At 72.0% G+C, this 15,302-nt stretch carries 15 protein-coding genes; 10 read left to right on the forward strand and 5 right to left on the reverse strand.

Going from position 1 to position 15,302, the window contains the following annotated elements:
- Positions 1-53 precede the first annotated feature (53 nt).
- Together ACKOQ4_RS09195 and ACKOQ4_RS09200 are read left to right on the forward strand one after the other, a co-directional pair.
- Entirely contained in the window at positions 54-2,825 is a 2,772-nt protein-coding gene (locus ACKOQ4_RS09195; protein ID WP_526291045.1) for a DEAD/DEAH box helicase, read from the forward strand.
- A 70-nt stretch (positions 2,826-2,895) separates the two neighbouring features.
- Positions 2,896-3,618 carry a DUF4333 domain-containing protein gene (locus ACKOQ4_RS09200; RefSeq protein WP_526291047.1) on the forward strand — a complete coding sequence of 241 codons (723 nt, stop codon included), beginning with the start codon at positions 2,896-2,898 and terminating at the stop codon, positions 3,616-3,618.
- Positions 3,619-3,629: 11 nt separating this feature from the next.
- On the opposite strand, the gene ACKOQ4_RS09205 is transcribed toward ACKOQ4_RS09200, so the two are convergent.
- Complete coding sequence (locus ACKOQ4_RS09205; RefSeq protein WP_526291049.1) at positions 3,630-4,592, reverse strand: 5'-3' exonuclease; 963 nt, start codon at positions 4,590-4,592, stop codon at positions 3,630-3,632.
- 25 nt (positions 4,593-4,617) lie between these two features.
- Here ACKOQ4_RS09205 and ACKOQ4_RS09210 point away from each other — a divergent pair, with 25 nt between their 5' ends.
- Complete coding sequence (locus ACKOQ4_RS09210; RefSeq protein WP_526291051.1) at positions 4,618-5,733, forward strand: M24 family metallopeptidase; 1,116 nt, start codon at positions 4,618-4,620, stop codon at positions 5,731-5,733.
- Here ACKOQ4_RS09210 and ACKOQ4_RS09215 read toward each other — a convergent pair.
- Positions 5,716-6,129 carry a TIGR03618 family F420-dependent PPOX class oxidoreductase gene (locus tag ACKOQ4_RS09215; RefSeq protein ID WP_526291053.1) on the reverse strand — a complete coding sequence of 138 codons (414 nt, stop codon included), beginning with the start codon at positions 6,127-6,129 and terminating at the stop codon, positions 5,716-5,718. The two genes, ACKOQ4_RS09210 and ACKOQ4_RS09215, sit on opposite strands and share 18 nt — an antisense overlap.
- Positions 6,130-6,163: 34 nt before the next feature.
- Between ACKOQ4_RS09215 and dprE2 the strand changes: the two genes are divergently transcribed.
- From dprE2 to ACKOQ4_RS09235, 4 genes are read left to right on the forward strand one after another with little or no spacing between them, the layout of a single operon-like run.
- A complete protein-coding gene (dprE2, locus tag ACKOQ4_RS09220; protein WP_526291055.1) occupies positions 6,164-6,913 on the forward strand; it encodes a decaprenylphospho-beta-D-erythro-pentofuranosid-2-ulose 2-reductase in 750 nt (249 codons plus the stop codon).
- A gap of 34 nt (positions 6,914-6,947) precedes the next feature.
- Positions 6,948-8,141, forward strand: coding sequence for a precorrin-6y C5,15-methyltransferase (decarboxylating) subunit CbiE (gene cbiE, locus ACKOQ4_RS09225; RefSeq protein ID WP_526291057.1), 1,194 nt, complete (start codon positions 6,948-6,950; stop codon positions 8,139-8,141).
- Positions 8,142-8,151: 10 nt separating this feature from the next.
- A complete protein-coding gene (gene cobM, locus ACKOQ4_RS09230) occupies positions 8,152-8,907 on the forward strand; it encodes a precorrin-4 C(11)-methyltransferase (RefSeq protein ID WP_526291059.1) in 756 nt (251 codons plus the stop codon).
- Positions 8,907-9,644: a cobalt-precorrin-6A reductase gene (locus ACKOQ4_RS09235; RefSeq protein ID WP_526291061.1), complete on the forward strand. Its 738-nt coding sequence runs from the start codon at positions 8,907-8,909 to the stop codon at positions 9,642-9,644. Before cobM ends, ACKOQ4_RS09235 begins: the two co-directional genes overlap by 1 nt.
- On the opposite strand, the gene ACKOQ4_RS09240 is transcribed toward ACKOQ4_RS09235, so the two are convergent.
- The 3 genes from ACKOQ4_RS09240 to cobG are packed head-to-tail and all read right to left on the reverse strand — an operon-like array spanning position 9,619 to position 12,843.
- The gene (locus tag ACKOQ4_RS09240) at positions 9,619-11,082 is read right to left on the reverse strand and encodes a precorrin-2 C(20)-methyltransferase (RefSeq protein ID WP_526291063.1); all 1,464 of its coding nucleotides are present in this window, start codon (positions 11,080-11,082) and stop codon (positions 9,619-9,621) included. The two genes, ACKOQ4_RS09235 and ACKOQ4_RS09240, sit on opposite strands and share 26 nt — an antisense overlap.
- A complete protein-coding gene (locus ACKOQ4_RS09245; protein ID WP_526291065.1) occupies positions 11,079-11,705 on the reverse strand; it encodes a precorrin-8X methylmutase in 627 nt (208 codons plus the stop codon). Before ACKOQ4_RS09245 ends, ACKOQ4_RS09240 begins: the two co-directional genes overlap by 4 nt.
- 19 nt (positions 11,706-11,724) lie before the next feature.
- Positions 11,725-12,843 (reverse strand): precorrin-3B synthase, encoded by a 1,119-nt coding sequence (gene cobG / locus ACKOQ4_RS09250; RefSeq protein WP_526291067.1) that lies wholly within the window; start codon positions 12,841-12,843, stop codon positions 11,725-11,727.
- A 90-nt stretch (positions 12,844-12,933) separates the two neighbouring features.
- Here cobG and ACKOQ4_RS09255 point away from each other — a divergent pair, with 90 nt between their 5' ends.
- From ACKOQ4_RS09255 to ACKOQ4_RS09265, 3 genes are read left to right on the forward strand one after another with little or no spacing between them, the layout of a single operon-like run.
- Positions 12,934-13,863, forward strand: a complete 930-nt coding sequence (locus tag ACKOQ4_RS09255) for a DUF4129 domain-containing protein (RefSeq protein WP_526291069.1) — start codon at positions 12,934-12,936, stop codon at positions 13,861-13,863.
- Entirely contained in the window at positions 13,860-14,342 is a 483-nt protein-coding gene (locus ACKOQ4_RS09260) for a hypothetical protein (RefSeq protein WP_526291071.1), read from the forward strand. Before ACKOQ4_RS09255 ends, ACKOQ4_RS09260 begins: the two co-directional genes overlap by 4 nt.
- Positions 14,339-15,298 (forward strand): AAA family ATPase, encoded by a 960-nt coding sequence (locus ACKOQ4_RS09265; RefSeq protein WP_526291073.1) that lies wholly within the window; start codon positions 14,339-14,341, stop codon positions 15,296-15,298. The genes ACKOQ4_RS09260 and ACKOQ4_RS09265 overlap by 4 nt, the downstream gene beginning before the upstream one ends.
- Positions 15,299-15,302 lie beyond the last annotated feature (4 nt).

Raw genomic sequence — 15,302 nt, forward strand, 5'->3', positions numbered from 1 at the left:
GCCCGCCCCGGTGGCGGTGTCCGATCCCGGGCCGAAGACATCTGGCCCGGAGCATGACGACATCACCTGAGGCCGCCGAACTCGCCGACTTCGCCGGCCGGCTGACGTTTCGACTCGACCCGTTCCAGGTCCGGGCCTGCGAAGCCCTCGAGCGCGGTCACGGGGTGCTGGTATGCGCCCCGACCGGGGCGGGCAAGACGGTGGTCGGCGAGTTCGCCGTGCACCTGGCTCTCGCGGCGGGGCAGAAGTGCTTCTACACCACCCCTATCAAGGCGCTGAGCAACCAGAAACACAGCGATCTGGTGCGACGCTACGGACCGGAGCGCATCGGCCTGCTGACCGGCGACCAGTCGATCAACGGCGACGCCCCGGTGGTGGTGATGACCACCGAGGTGCTGCGCAACATGCTCTACGCGGGCTCTGATGCGCTGCAGGGCCTTTCCTACGTCGTGATGGACGAGGTGCATTTCCTGGCCGACCGGATGCGCGGTGCGGTGTGGGAGGAGGTCATCCTCCACCTGCCCGAGGAGGTGCGGCTGGTCAGCCTGTCTGCGACGGTCAGCAACGCCGAGGAGTTCGGGGGCTGGATCAAGACCGTGCGCGGCGACACCACGGTGGTGGTCGACGAACACCGACCCGTGCCGCTGTGGCAGCACGTGCTGGTCGGCAAGCGGCTGTTCGACCTGTTCGACTACGACGGTTCGGGCCCCAAGGACCGCGTCGACCCGGACCTGATGCGCCACATCGCCAACCGCCGCGAGGCCGAACGCCTCGGCGACTGGCAGCCCCGCCGCCGCGGGCCGCGCCACCACGGTCCGGGTGTCTACCGTCCGCCGTCGCGACCCGACGTCATCACCACGCTCGACCGGGAGGGCCTGCTGCCGGCCATCACCTTCATCTTCTCGCGGGCCGGCTGCGACGCCGCGGTCAAGCAGTGCCTGCGCAGTTCGCTTCGGCTGACCACCGAGGCGGACCGGGAGCGCATCGCCGAGGTGGTCGACCGTCGCTGCGGCGATCTGGCCGACGCGGACCTGGTGGTGCTGGACTATTACGAATGGCGCGAGGGACTGCTGCGCGGTCTGGCCGCGCACCACGCGGGGATGCTGCCGACCTTCCGGCACACCGTGGAGGAACTCTTCACCGCAGGTCTGATCAAGGCCGTTTTCGCCACCGAGACACTGGCATTGGGGATCAACATGCCGGCCCGCACCGTGGTGCTGGAGAAGCTGGTGAAGTTCAACGGGGAGCAACACCTGCCGCTGACACCGGGGGAGTACACCCAGCTGACCGGCCGGGCCGGGCGCCGCGGCATCGACGTCGAGGGACACGCGGTGGTGCTGTGGAACCCGCAGGACTCCACCGCCGACCCGACCGAGATCGCCGGCCTGGCCTCCACCCGCACCTTCCCGCTGCGCAGTTCGTTCGCGCCGTCCTACAACATGACCATCAACCTGGTCAGCCAGATGAGCCCGCAAGACGCCCACCAGCTTCTGGAGCGGTCCTTCGCTCAGTACCAGGCCGACCGGGCGGTCGTCGGTCTGGTGCGCGGCGCCGACCGCGGCGAGCGGATGCTCGACGAGATCGCTGCCGAACTCGGCTGGGACCGCCGCACGGCCGGGGCGGAACCGGCAGTACTGGACTATGCGAGGGCGCGGGCCAGGATTTCCGAGCGGGAACGCGCGCAGGCACGGACCTCGCGGCTGCACCGACGCCAGGCGGCCGGCGAGGCGCTGGCCTCGTTGCGCCGCGGCGACATCATCAATATCACCCACGGCCGCCGGGGCGGCCTCGCCGTGGTCCTGGAGCCAGCCCGGGTTGCCGATGATCCCCGGCCGCTGGTGCTCACCGAGAACCGTTGGGCCGGAAGGATTTCGGCCGCCGACTACCCGGACGGGGCGGCTCCCGTCGGTTCCATGACGCTGCCCAAGCGTGTCGAGCACCGCCAGCCCAGGGTCCGCCGCGACCTGGCCTCGGCGCTGCTGGCCGCCGCGGAGAGCCTGGTGGTGCCGTCGGTCCGCAAGCGTCGCGGCGGCCAGGACGAGCCCGACGCCGACCCCGAGTTGCTGGCCCTGCGCGAGGCGATGCGCCGCCACCCCGCGCACCGGATGGCCGACCGGGACACCCAGGTGCGCGTCGCCGAGCGCTATCTGCGGGTGGAGCGCGACAACGCCCAGATCCGCGCGAAGGTCAGCGCGGCCACCAACTCACTGGCGCGGACATTCGACCGGATCCTGGACCTGCTGACCGAGCGGGGCTATGTCGCCGCGGCGCATCCCGGCGGGCATCCGCGGGTCACCGATGACGGGCGGCTGCTGGCCCGGATCTACAGCGAGAGCGATCTGCTGGTCGCCGAGTGTCTGCGCGGCGGCGTGTGGAACGGCCTGCAGCCCGCCGAACTGGCCGCGGTGCTCTCGGCGATGGTCTTCGAGACCCGCGGTGGCGACGGCCCCACCCCGGTGCACCAGATCGACATGCCCACCCCCGCGGTGCGCCGGGCGCTGGCCGAGACCCGGCGGATCTCCGACCAGTTGCGTGCCGACGAGCACCGGCACAAGCTCACCCCCTCCCGGCAGCCCGACGAGGGCTTCGTGCCGGCAGTCCACCGGTGGGCCACCACCGGCAACCTGGCCGCCGCACTGGACGCCTCCGACGCCGCCGGCAACGGCACGCCGCTGCCGGCGGGTGATTTCGTCCGCTGGTGCCGTCAGGTGCTCGACCTGCTCGATCAGGTGCGCAACGCCGCCCCCGAGGAGGGCATGCGCCGGGCCGCGAAACGCGCGATCGACGACATCCGGCGCGGCGTCGTGGCTGTTGACAACGGGTAGGGTGATGCAAACGCTACTGTTGTGGTCGTTTCGAGGGGTGCGCAGACACCTGACATTCGAGGAGAGACTGATGAGCGGACCGCAGGGATCCGAGTCCAACCCCTGGCAGGTTTCGGGTGCCGACAATCCGGCCGGCGGGACGGACCAGCCCTCCGCCGGGTGGCAGCCGGCGGGCAGTGAGGCTCCCGCCTGGCAGCCGCCCGCCTACACCCCGCAGCAGTACCCGCAGTACGGCCAGCCCGCGGGCTATCCGGTGGCGCCGCCCTACGGCGCCCCGGCCGAGTACAACCCCGCCGCGTACGGACAGCCCCCGTACGGACAGCCCCAGTACGGCCAGCCCGGTCCCTACGGAGCGCCGCCGCAGTACGGTCAGTACCCGCCGCCGGGCCAGTACCCCCCGCCGGGCCAGCCGGGCCAGTACCCCTACATCCCGCCGGGCGCGGAGGGCGCCGCCAAGGCGTCGACGAAGACACTCGGCAGCATCCTCGGGGTGCTCGCCGCGCTGGGGCTGCTCGCGGTCCTGGTGCTCGGTTTCTGGAAACCGGGCTTCTTCGTGACCACCAGACTCGACGTCGACAAGGCTCAGCAGGGCGTCCAGCAGATCCTCACCGACGAGTCCAACGGTTACGGCGCCAAGAACGTCAATGACGTCAAGTGCAACAACGGCCAGAACCCCAAGGTCAAGAAGGGCGACACCTTCAACTGCGAGGTCAGCATCGACGGCACCAAGCGTCAGGTGACGGTGACTTTCCAGGACGACAAGGGCACCTACGAGGTCGGCCGGCCCAAATAGCAGCTCGGCCGCTACAGGGAGTCCAGCGCCTTCTGCAGTCTGCCGACCGGCGAGGTGATCCCGTAGTGCTGCGCCAGTGCGGCCAGGCCGGCCGGATCAGCGGCGTGCAACGGCAGCCGGTCGTCGTCGCCGGAAAGACGCACCGGGGCGTCGCAGGCCACCCGGACCACCGGCTGGGCCGCCTCGATGTAATCGGTAGCGGCCAGGATCTTGGACCGGAAAGCCTTGGGCAGCAGGGATTTCGGGTCATGGGCAGCGATCAGGATCGCCTCCAGCGACCCGTACTGCGAAAGCATCGCCGCGGCGGTCTTCTCACCGACACCGGCGACTCCGGGCAGCCCGTCCGACGGGTCGCCGCGCAGCAGGGCCAGCTCCGCGTAGGCCGGACCGGCGCGGTCTAGGGGAACCCCGTACTTCTCAGCGACCTCGGCGGGTCCGAAGGTGGTCGCCCTGGCAAGGCCACGGCCCAGGTAGAGCACCCGCACCGCGACCGGTTCGTCGCGAACCAGTTGCAGCAGGTCCCGATCACCGCTGACGACCACCACCGGATCGCGGCGCTCCGCGGTGGCCAGCGTGCCCAGCACGTCGTCGGCCTCGAATCCGGGTGCGCCCGCGGTGGCGATGCCGAACGCGTCCAGAACCTCCAGGATCATCTCGACCTGAGGACTCAGGTCGTCAGGCACCTCTTCGGTGTCGTCCTCGGATGCCTCACCGAGCGGGCTGCCCTCCTCGAGGACCCGGTGGGCCTTGTAGGACGGGATCAGCTCGACCCGCCAGGCCGGACGCCAGTCCACGTCCAGACACACCACCAGCCGCGACGGGCGTTCGCGGGTGATCAGGGTGGCGACGCTGTCGAGGAAGCCGCGCACCGCGTTGACCGGCCGGCCGTCGGGTGCGGTGATCGACGCGGGCACTCCGAAGTAGGAGCGGAACCACATGCTGGCGCCGTCGAGCAGCAGGACCGGTCCGGACATAACAGCCCACGCTAGCCTGACCGGTATGACCGATCGGTTCGGCAGCGACGTCTACGCCGCCCGGCTGGCCGCCGCCGCCGCCGGGGCTTCGCGAGCCGGACTGGCGGGGCTGGTCGTCACACCCGGCTACGACCTTCGATACCTGATCGGGTCGCGGGCACAGACCTTCGAGCGGCTGACCGCCCTCGTCATCCCGGCCTCCGGCGCACCCGTCGTGGTGCTGCCGCGGCTGGAGTTGGCGGCGCTGAGGCATTCCGCGGCGGCCGATCTGGATCTGAGCATGCTGGACTGGGTCGATGGCGAAGATCCCTACGGTCTGGTGGCCGACGCCCTGGGCGGGCACGCGCGGGTGGGTGTGACCGATTCGATGCCGGCGCTGCACCTGCTGCCGCTGGGCGAGAAGCTCGGTGCGATTCCGGTGCTGGCCACCGGCGTGCTCTCGGCGCTGCGAATGGTCAAGGACGCCAGCGAGATCGACGCGCTGCGCCGGGCCGGCGCGGCCATCGACCGGGTGCACGCCCGGGTGCCCGAGTTCCTCAAAGCCGGGCGCACCGAGGCCGAGGTTGCGGCTGACATCACCGAAGCCATTGTCGCCGAGGGGCATTCGGATGTCGCGTTCGTCATCGTCGGATCCGGCCCCAACGGCGCCGATCCGCACCACCTGTGCTCGGATCGCCGTCTGAGACCCGGTGACGTCGTCGTCGTCGACATCGGCGGTCCGGTGGAGCCGGGCTACCACTCGGACTGCACCCGCACCTACAGCCTGGGCGAGCCGGCCCCGGAGGTCGCCGGTCACTATGCGCTGCTGCAGCAGGCCCAGGCCGCCGCGGTGGCCGCGGTGCGGCCCGGGGTGAGCGCCGAACAGGTGGATGCCGCCGCCCGCGGCCCGCTGGCCCGGGCTGGGCTGGCCGAGTACTTCGTGCACCGCACCGGACACGGAATCGGCCTGTCCATTCACGAGGAGCCCTACATCGTCGCCGGCAACGACCAGCCGCTGGCTGAGGGGATGGCGTTCAGCGTCGAACCGGGAATCTACTTCCCGGGCCGCTGGGGTGCCCGGATCGAGGACATCGTGGTCGTCACCGCGGACGGGGCGCTGCCGGTCAACACCGGCGCGCATGACCTAATCGTCGTCGACTGACCGGTCGAGCAGGGTCGAGGAACCCAGTACCCGTTTGACGAGCACCTCGACCACCACCCGCCGCGGGTTCGGTTTGGGGGTGCGGTAGCGCTGGGCATAGCGCAGCTCGGCGTCGCGGATCGCCTCGGGCTCGCGGTTCACATTGGCGATGCCCTCCAGGGACAGCCAGCGGGCGCCGTCCACCTGGGAGAGCACTCCGATGTGGCTGCGCTCGGCGTTGATCGCCTTCTGCGAGCCGTCGCTGGTGATCACCCGGGCGATGTGGGTGATCGGGTCGAAGGTGAACCCGACCGCCACCACGTGCGGAGAGCCGTCGGCGCGCAGCGTGGTCAGCATCGCCAAATGGCGCTCGGTGAGGAATTCCAGTGCGTCGCTGGTCAGCCTGGTGGTGGGCATCAGGGTCACGGTAGCGCAGGGAATAATCCCAGCCGTGGAGGACACAGCGGCCGCGGTCGTGGTTATTTTCGGCGGTCGCAGTGAGATCGGCCTGGAACTGGCCGCCCGGCTGGCGCCCGGAGCGACGGTGGTGCTCGCCGCGCGCGGCGCCGACCGGCTCGCCGGCGAGGTCGCCGCAGTCCGGGCCGCCGGGGCGGTCGCGGTGCACGCCGTCGAGTTCGACGCCGACGACCTGGACTCGCACGGGCCGATGGTGGACCGGTTGACCGGTGAGTTCGGCGAGATCGACGTCGCCGTGCTGGCGTTCGGCGTCCTGGGGGATCAGTCCCGGGCCGAGACCGACGCCTCCCACGCCGCGGCGATCGTGCACACCGACTACGTGGCGCAGGTCGGCCTGCTGACCCACCTGGCCGCCCGGATGCGCGCGGCCGGTCGCGGGACGCTGGTGGTGTTCTCCTCGGTGGCCGGGGTGCGGGTGCGCCGGGCCAACTACGTCTACGGCTCGGCCAAGGCAGGTCTGGACGGCTTCGCCAGCGGGCTCGCCGATGCGCTGCACGGCAGCGGGGTGCGACTGCTGCTGGTGCGCCCCGGCTTCGTCATCGGCAGGATGACCGAGGGGATGGACCCGGCACCGCTGTCCAGCACCCCCGGGCAGGTGGCCGACGCGACGGCGCGGGCGCTGGCTGCCGGCCGCCGCACGATCTGGGTGCCGTGGGCGCTTCGGCCGCTGTTCTTCGGGATGCGGCTGCTGCCGCAGCCGATATGGCGGAGGATGCCCCGGTGATGAACGAAGTGAAGAGCCGAGTGGGATTGCGGTGATGAACGAAGGGCGCATCGTCGTCGTCGGTATCGGCGCCGACGGCATGGCCGGGCTCTCGGAGAGTTCACGGGCCGAACTACGCGGCGCCGCAGTCGTCTACGGATCGCCGCGCCAGCTCGAGCTGCTCGACGACTCCGTCGGCGCCCCCCGGAGGCCCTGGCCCAGTCCGATGCTGCCGGCCCTGGAGCTCCTGTTCGACGACCACCCCGACGGTGACATCCACGTGGTGGCCAGCGGGGACCCGATGCTGCACGGGATCGGCGCCACCCTGGTCCGGGTCCACGGCGCCGAGCGGGTGCAGGTGCTGCCGCACGTGTCCTCGGTGGCCCTGGCCTGCGCGCGGATGGGATGGGCCGCGCACGACACCGAAGTCATCAGCCTGGTCACCGCTCCGGTTCACACCGCGGTCCGCCGCGGAGGGCGCGCCGTGGTCCTGTGCCGCGACGCGACAACCCCCGTCGCCCTGGCGACCGTGTTGGCCGAAACCGGCCGCGGCGCTTCGGAGTTGACTGTTCTGGAGCAACTCGACGGCCCGGACGAGCGGATCCGCTCCGGCCCGGCCGCCGCCTGGGCCGCCGCGCCGCCCGCGGATGTCGACGACCTCAACATCATCGCGGTCCGCTACCTGCCGGACGAGCGCGACCCGTCCGCGCTGGCCGACGATGCCTTCAGCCACGACGGCCAGATCACCAAGCAGACCATCCGCGCCGTCACGCTCGCCGCGCTCGCGCCGCACCCCGGTGGGCTGCTGTGGGACGTCGGGTCGGGGTCGGGCAGCATCGCGGTGGAATGGTGCCGCGCAGCGCGGGGGTGCCGTGCCGTCGCCTTCGAGGCCGACGCCGGACGGCGTGACCGGATCGCCGCGAACGCCCGGGCGTTCGGGGTCGACGTCGAGGTGCGCGGAGCCGCGCCTGACGACTTCACCGGCGCCGAGCGGCCCGACACGATCTTCATCGGCGGCGGCCTGAGCACCGATAACCTCGTCGACGAATGTCTCGCGCAGATCTCCGGTGGCGGCCGGCTGGTGGCCAACGCTGTCACCGCGGAGTCCGAAGCGATTCTGGTGCACTGGCATTCACGGCTCGGGGGAGAGCTGGCCAGGTTCCAGCACTATCGCGGTGAGCCGCTGGGCGGTTACACCGGCTGGCGGCCGCAGATGCCGATCACCCAGTGGGCGGTCCGCCTGCTGTGAGGACCACGACGTGACGGTCTACTTCATCGGCGCGGGTCCTGGGGCGGCGGACCTGATCACCGTTCGCGGCCACCGGCTTGTGCAGCGCTGCGGGGTCTGCCTCTACGCCGGTTCGATCATGTCCGACGACCTGCTGGCGTACTGCCCGCCCGGGGCCCGGGTCGTCGACACCGGCCGCCTCAGCCTCGAGCAGATCGTCGCGGAATTCCAACGCGCCCACGCCGAGGGCCACGACGTCGCGCGGCTGCACTCCGGTGACCCGTCGATCTACAGCGCCGTCGCCGAGCAGTGCCGAAGGCTCGACGAGTTGGGCATCGGCTACGAGATCGTGCCGGGGGTAACGGCTTTCGCGGCCGCCGCCGCCGTGCTCGGCCGGGAACTGACGGTGCCGGGGGTTTCGCAGACCGTCACCCTGACCCGGGTGTCCACGCTGTCCACCGCGATGCCCGAAGGCGAGAGTCTCCCCGCCCTCGCCGCTCACGGATCGACGCTGGTGATCCACCTGGCGGCACACCGTATCGACGCGATCGTCCCGGAGTTGCTGGCGGGCGGCTACCGACCGGACACTCCGGTGGCGGTGGTGGCCTTCGCCAGCCGACCGCAACAGGTGGTGCTGCGCGGCACCCTGACCGACATCGCCGGGCAGATGCACGCCGCGGCCGTCACCCGCACCGCGGTGATCATCGTCGGGGATGTGCTCGCCGCCGAGGGGTTCACCGACAGCTACCTCTACTCGGCCGGCCGGTCCAGGGGAGACCGGCACTGATGCCGGTGCTGCTGCTAGGCGGCACCGCCGAGGCCCGCGCATTGGCAGCGAGCCTGCATCCGCGGATCGACATCGTCAGCTCGCTGGCCGGCCGGGTGCCCGATCCCGCGCTGCCGGCCGGGCCGGTCCGCATCGGCGGATTCGGCGGCGTGGACGGTCTGCGGGACTGGCTGTCCGGCAATTCGGTCACCGCCGTCGTCGACGCCACCCATCCGTTCGCGGCCACCATCACCGCCAGTGCTGCGCGGGCCTGCGCCGAACTCGGGCTGCCGCACCTGGTGCTGAGCCGACCGCCGTGGGAGCCCGCCGGGGCACTTGAGGTCGACTCAGACAGTGATGCCGCCGATATCGTTGCTGCCAAAGGGTATTCGCGGATCTTCCTGACCACCGGCCGATCCGGGGTGGCTGCGTTCGCCGGCAGCCGGTCTTGGTGTCTGATCCGCCTGGTCACCCCACCGGATACCGGTTGCCTGCCCCCCGACCACCAGCTGCTGCTCTCCCGAGGCCCGTACCGCTACGACGGCGAGCGCGAACTGCTCAGCGCCCACCGCATCGAGGCCGTCGTGACCAAGAACAGCGGGGGGGCGATGACCGCCGCCAAACTGCAGGCCGCACGGGACCTCGGCGTCGATGTGGTGATGATCCGGCGGCCGGCGCTGCCCGCGGGGGTGACCGTGGTCGGGACGGTGGACGAGGCGCTGGACTGGGTGCTCAGCCGGGGTAGCGCCGCGGGGTGAAGACGGTGTCGCCGTACCACTGGGTCTGCGAGGACCCCACGATCAGCAGGCAGCGCATGTCCACGTCGGCCGGGTCGAGGTCGGCCAGGCGCACCACCGTCACCGATTCCTGCGGCCCCGACACGTCCCGGCCGATCACCACCGGGGTGCCGGCGTCGCGGTGCTCGAGCAGCAGATCCCGCATCGCGGCCACCTGCCAGGTCCGGCCGGCCGAGGCCGGGTTGTAGACGGCCAGCACCAGGTCGGCGGCGGCGGCGGCCGACAGTCGGCCGGCGATCACCTCCCACGGTTTGAGCCGGTCGGACAGCGAGATCACCGCGTAGTCGTGTCCCAGCGGCGCGCCCACCCGGCTGGCCACCGCCTGCGCGGCGGTCATGGCCGGGATCACCCGCACCTCGACGGCCGGCCACTGCTTGGCCTCCTCGAGGACCGCGGTGGCCATCGCGAAGACCCCCGGGTCGCCCGAGGACACCACCGCCACCGCCCGGCCCTGCTCGGCCAGTTCGCAGGCCAGCCTGGCGCGGTGTGCCTCGTCGGTGTTGTCCGATGCGTGGCGGCGCTGCCCGGGCCGCTGCGCCACCCGGTCCAGATACCTGCGGTAGCCGATCAGGTCGGTGGCCGCGGCCAGTTCCCGCCGGCTCTGCGGCGTCATCCATTCGGCGCCTCCGGGACCCAGCCCGATCACGGCGACGGTCCCGGGGCGGGCGGCGCGTCCGGTCCGCCCGTCTGCGGGCAGGATGGCCAGCGAGAAGTACGGAACCCCCGCCTGGTCCACCTCCGCGGCGGGCAGTACCTGCTGACCCTCGGTGCTGGCGCGCTCCACATACCAGGCACCGTCGAGCCGACCGGCCAGCGAAAGCGCCTCGCGCACTTGCGGATACGTGCGGCCCAGCTTGAGCACGACAGCCGCGTCCGCATCGGCGAGGCGTCGCGCGAGCTCGGCGACGGGCAGTGTCCCGGGCAGCACCGACAGCACCTCGTCGCCGCTGACCAGCGGGGTCGCGATGGCCGCCGAGGCGGCGCTGACCGAGGTCACCCCCGGCACGATCACCGCGTTGAAGCGTCCGGTGAGCCGGGCGTGCATGTGCATGTAGGAGCTGTAGAACAGCGGGTCGCCCTCGGCCAGCAGCGCGACGTTCCGCCCGGCTCCCAGATGGGCCGCGATGCGTGCGGCGGCCTCGGTGTAGAAGTCCTCCATGGCGCCGGCGTAGCCGCCGGGGTGGTCGGTGGTCTCGGTGGTCACCGGGTAGACCAGGTGCTCCTCGATCTGGCCCGGGCGCAGGTAGGGCTCGGCGATCCGGCGGGCGATGCTGCGGCCGTGCCGGGCGCTGTGGTAGGCCACCACGTCGGCCTCACCGATGACCCGGGCGGCTTTGACGGTGACCAGTTCCGGGTCGCCCGGGCCCAGCCCGACGCCGTAGAGGGTGCCGCCGGTCATTCCGGCACCCTGGCGATCGCATTGACCGCCGCCGCCGCCATCGCGCTGCCGCCGCGCCGCCCGCGCACGACCAGATACTCCATGCCGCGCGGGTCGGCGATCAGTTCGTCCTTGGACTGCGCCGAGCCGACGAACCCGACCGGCCCGCCCAGCACCGACACCGGTGCCGGGACTCCCTCGTCGAGCAGTTCCAGCAGCCGGAACAGTGCGGTGGGGGCGTTGCCGATGGCCAGCACCGCGCCGGCGAGCCGCTCGGACCACAGCTCAACCCCGGCCGCCGAACGGGTGGTGCCCAGCCGTTCGGCCAACTCCGGCGCCCGCGGGTCGGCGACCAGCGCCACCACCTCGTTTCCGGCCGGCAGCCGGGCGGCGGTGATCCCGGCCGCCACCATCGAGGAATCGCAGAGCACCGGTGCGCCGGCGGCCAGCGCGGCGTGGGTCGCGCTGACCACCTGCGGGGTGAATGCCACCTGCCGGGCGAGGTCGGTCTGCCCGCAGGTGTGGATCATCCTGACCACCACCCGTGCGACGTCCCCGGGGAAGCCGGCCAGGTCGGCCTCGGCCCGGATGGTCGCGAACGACTGCCGGTAGATCTCGGCGGCGTCGCGGATGTAGTCGAGCACGGGTTAACCCTACGGTCGCTCAGTCGCGGCCCTGCAGTGGCCGGTATCCGCCGTCGGTGGCCACCAGGACCTCACCGGCCACCGGTCTGCCGCAGGCGCGTTCGCACCCGGCGTAGTGCACGGTGCCGCCGACGGCACCGGACTCGGCCGCCCGGCGGGCCTCGGCCCGGACGTCGGCGCGGGACCGCTCGCAACCCGGGCTGCCCACGCAGGCGCTGACGTCCAGCCATCGCGAGGTCTCGTCGAAGACCAGCCCCAGTGGGGCCAGCACCCGCAGGGCGGTCTCGGCGACGCCCTCCTCCAGGTCGCAGATCAGCAGCGAGCGCCACGGTGTGATCACCACCGGCGCCCCCACCGCGGCCACGAACTGCGCCTGGCGTGCCGGGAGCACCCCCAACGGGACCGCGGCGCCGAGCGCGACGCGCCCGTCGTCCTGGCTGATCCATCCGACCGGAGGACGGGCGCCGGGACGGATGGCCGGCCGCGCTGAACCGCTCCGGCCGAAACCCGCAAGAAGCACCTGTGGGTCGTCCAATTCGCTTATCCGCCAGGCATTCCCGCTTACATCCACGAAACGCCTGGCCACCGTCACCAGTGCCTGGACCGCTTCCGTGGGCCTGAGCCGGACGCCGGTGTCGTCTCCGGCCAGAAGCAGCGCAACCCCGTCGGGTCCGGCCATTACGCCGGCGTCGGCGGCCAGGCCGGACACGTCGGCGCTGCCGTCGTCGAGGCTGAACCAGAACCGGCCGGGCAGCCCGGCTAGCGAGGCGTCGCTCCGGATCGCGCCGTCCAGGGCCGTCACCCACGGCCTGACGTCGGCGCGTCCGCCGGCCCGGCCGGACAGCGGTGAGGCCACGATGTTGCGCACCCGTTCGTGGGTCGCCGAGGGCAGCAGTCCCGCGGCGGCCACCGCGGCGGCCACCGCGGCGGTGTCGGTGATACCGCGCAGTTGCACGTTGCCGCGGGCGGTCAGTTCCAGCGTGCCGGCGGCGAACCGGGAGGCGATCCCGGCCAGGGCCTCCAACTGGGCCGCGGTGATCAGTCCGCCGGGCAACCGCACCCGGGCCAGTGCGCCGTCGGCGGCCCGGTGCACCTGCAGCGCCCCTGGGCACGCGTCGCGGTCGCTGGTCCGGCTCACCCGATCACGGTACGTCCGCGTCCGTGCCACGATGGACATCACCGGTGGTAAGAGGCCGCGGGAACGAGGCACGCGGGGGGAGGTCGGGCGATGACCCGGACGAAGTCCCGCGCGGCCCGGGTGGCTCTGGTGGTCGCGCTGCTGCTCGCGGCGGCGGTGGCGCTGCGCGGCAGGATTCCCGACCTGCCCCCGACCACCCGGGCGGCCTCCTCTGACGATCCGGCATCGCTGGCCGGGGTGATCGCCCTGCTGGGCGTCTCGATGGTGGTGATGGCCTTCGCGGTGTTCCTCCGCCGCCCGCAGGCGGCCAAGGCCGCCGCATTCGAGATGCGGGACTTCGCCGGCGGCGGCGGCGGCCGGCTGAACGTGCGACTGGTGCTGATCGCGCTGGGGCTGGTGCTGCTCTGGCTGGCGGTGTTCGTGGCGATCAGCCAGTTCCGCCTGGTCATCGACGTCGACCAGGCGGCGCCGACGCCCACGGCCGTCCCCGATTCCGGCCAGCCGGTGCCGTCGGCGCCGCCGAAGCTGCCGCAGAAGCCCAAGAGCGGCGTCTATCAGGTGCTGGCGATCGGCACCGGCGTCCTGCTGGTGATGATGGTCGCCGCCACCGTCGTGGCCGCCCTGCGCAACCGGTCGAAGCTGCCCCCGGTCGTCATCACCGACGCGCCCGGCGTCGGCGGGTCGGCCGGCGCGACACCGCTGGCGGCGGCGGCCGAACGCGGACTGGCCGAGGTGTCCAACCTCGGGCTGGCGCCGCGGGAGGCGATCATCGCCTGCTACGCGGCGATGGAGGACGGACTGGCCGGCCGGCCGGGCTCGGCCCCGCAGGCCTCCGACACCCCCTCGGAGGTGCTGGCCCGGGCGGTCCAGAGCCGGGTGATCAGTCCCGGCGGCGCCTCCACCCTGGTGGGTCTGTTCACCGAGGCCCGCTTCAGCCGGCATGTGATGACCGAGGAGCACCGGGAGGAGGCCGAGCGGGCGCTGCGCTCGGTTCTCGGCCAGCTGCGGAGCAGTGCATGAATCAGCTCAACCGGGTGCTGGCCGTGGGTTTCCTGGCCGTGCTGCTCGCCGAGATCGTCGGTGTGATGTTCAACTGGCGGCTGGCGCTGCCGGTCGCCGGCGTGGCGGTGGCGGTGTTCGGCCTGCAGATCAGCCAACGGCTTGCGCAGGCCGGGCGCGACGACGCCGAGGCCGGGCCGGACAACGACGCCCTGGAGGCGCTGCTGCGCTGGAAGGGTCAGACCGAGGAGCTGATCCGGTGGGCCGACACCACCAGGGGGGACTGGGACCGCCATCTGCGGCCGAGGCTGGCCCGCGACTTCCTGGTGGCGACCAAGCAGAAGGAGCCTGCCGCGGTGGCCTCGACGGGCCGGCTGGTGTTCGGCGACGAACTGTGGCAGTGGGTCGATCCGCAGAACGTATCGTCGGCCAGGCGGCACGAGCCCGCGCCCGGCCGCGACGCCCTCGAACAGATCCTCCGGCGACTGGAAGACGTATGACGACATCGGCCACCGAGACCACCGCGCTGTGCGAGGCGGTCCTCGACGAGGTGGAGCGCGCCGTGGTCGGCAAGCGGGCGGCGCTCACCCTGATCCTCACCACCGTGCTGGCCGGCGGGCATGTGCTGATCGAGGACCTGCCCGGCATGGGCAAAACCCTGATCGCGCGCTCGTTCGCCGCGGCGCTGGGACTGCGCTTCACCCGGGTGCAGTTCACCCCCGACCTGCTGCCCGCGGACCTGCTCGGCTCGACCATCTACGACATGCGCTCGGGTCAGTTCGAGTTCCGCCGCGGCCCGATCTTCACCAACATGCTGATGGCCGACGAGATCAACCGCACCCCGCCCAAGACGCAGTCCGCGCTGCTGGAGGCGATGGCCGAGGGCCAGGTCAGCATCGACGGCGAAACTCACCGGCTGCCTTTGCCTTTCATCGTCATCGCCACCGACAACCCCATCGAGTTCGAAGGCACCTACCCGTTGCCGGAGGCCCAACTGGACCGGTTCGCGGTCAAGGTCGCGCTGAAGTACCTCTCCGAACAGGAGGAGGCCTCGATGCTGCGTCGCCGGCTCGAGCGCGGCGCGGCCGAGGCGCAGGTGGACCAGGTGGTCGACGCCGACCGGCTGCTGGCCATGCAGGACGCGGTGGAGCAGGTCAGTGTCCACGACGATGTGCTGCACTACGTGGTGTCGGTGGCTGCCGCCACCCGCAACCACCCGCAGGTGATCGTCGGCGCCAGCCCGCGCGCGGAGCTCGACCTGGTTCAGCTGTCCAGGGCGCGCGCGCTGCTGAGCGGGCGCGACTACGTGGTGCCCGAAGACGTCAAGGCGCTGGCGGTGCCGGCCTTCGGGCACCGGATCACACTCCGTCCCGAGATGTGGGTGCGCAGCATGCATGGCGCCGACGTGGTGGAGCAGTTGCTCAAACGGCTGCCGGCCCCGCGGACGCCCGGGTGATGGA

Source organism: Mycobacterium sp. (assembly GCF_046095365.1).
GTDB lineage: Bacteria > Actinomycetota > Actinomycetes > Mycobacteriales > Mycobacteriaceae > Mycobacterium.